The sequence below is a fragment of the Rufibacter ruber genome (assembly GCF_014138425.1).
GTDB lineage: Bacteria > Bacteroidota > Bacteroidia > Cytophagales > Hymenobacteraceae > Nibribacter > Nibribacter ruber_C.
Genome location: NZ_JACJIQ010000049.1, coordinates 1 through 1,127, shown reverse-complemented (window position 1 = coordinate 1,127; position 1,127 = coordinate 1). Strand labels below are relative to the sequence as shown.

The window sequence follows — 1,127 nt, the reverse complement described above, 5'->3', positions numbered from 1 at the left end:
CGGCGGCAAGCAAAAAATCAGCAGAAGCCGACGAAAAATCGGGAATTGCTGCAAAAGTGGACCGGCAAAAGCTTAGATTACCTCAGCAAAAGAAAATTAACGCCGCCCGACTTTATCGGCAAAAGTTGTAAAAGAGGAATTGACGCTGCGTTTGAGCAAGAGAAATCATTGGTAATGCGTTTACCACCAATTAGAATGCATTTCGGCCTCATTTCCTGAAAACAGCTCAAAAACGGACAAAAGGAATTCGGACGAACTTTGTTTTCCTGTTTCCGGGCTACTTTTCCCAAAACAGGCCGAAAACACAAAAATTAGAAAAACTGGCAATCAATCATTCTGCCTACGGTTATACATTTAAACAGAAACCATAGTATGCGCACCGCTCCAGAACATGATGCAAGAATGGCAAACATGAGATTTGCATCCGTCTACCCACAGTATGTCAAAAAGGTGGAGAGCAAGGGCAGGACAAAAGATGAACTGCATCAGGTAATTAATTGGCTAACAGGTTTTGATGAGATGAAATTACTAGAACTGATAGAAGAGGGGGTAACCTTTGAAACATTCTTTAAGAAAGCAAAACTAAACCCAAAGGCGCCTCAGATTACGGGCGTGATCTGTGGTTACCGGATTGAAGAAATTGAAAATGAACTAACCAGGCAAGTCCGGTATTTAGACAAACTGGTAGATGAGTTGGCGAAAGGCAAGAAGATGGAGAAGATTCTGCGGCAAGTGTAAACCATTGCTGGCCAGAAAAGTCTCTTTGCAATAGAGTACTCAGAAGGAGTAAGAAAAGAGGCACCATAGTCAAAAACCTACGCCTCCCTGAGAATGCCCAGGAACTGGAAGGCCGCTTGAACCGGACAGCAATGCTGCTGAATGCCCCGTGCCTGAGGAAGGCGTAGCCGTGGCCAATACCAATAATTTTAATGAAAAGAGTGTTGTTCCTCCCTTGGGGTAACGCTCTTTTATGCTTTGGGGTGGTGCTGTGGAGGCCAGAGCTTTCCACTCCTGTTTTGGGGCTGTTTTTAAGCAATACTTCGGACATTTTAAGGTAGAAGGATAAAAAAGGGCAGAAGCACTGTTAGCGGTGTGTGAAAACTACTACGGCTTCCGCCCCCGGCCCC

3 protein-coding genes are annotated in these 1,127 nt (G+C 44.9%); all 3 read left to right on the top strand.

Annotated elements, in window-relative coordinates; all coding sequences use genetic code 11:
* On the top strand, positions 1 to 219 hold a 219-nt coding region (locus FHS90_RS22345), incomplete at its 5' end, for a hypothetical protein (protein WP_220483139.1).
* A 153-nt stretch (positions 220 to 372) separates the two neighbouring features.
* Complete coding sequence (locus FHS90_RS22210) at positions 373 to 738, top strand: DUF2200 domain-containing protein (protein WP_182514625.1); 366 nt, start codon at positions 373 to 375, stop codon at positions 736 to 738.
* A 65-nt stretch (positions 739 to 803) separates the two neighbouring features.
* Complete coding sequence (locus FHS90_RS22915) at positions 804 to 905, top strand: hypothetical protein (RefSeq protein WP_182514626.1); 102 nt, start codon at positions 804 to 806, stop codon at positions 903 to 905.
* Positions 906 to 1,127: the final 222 nt, after the last annotated feature.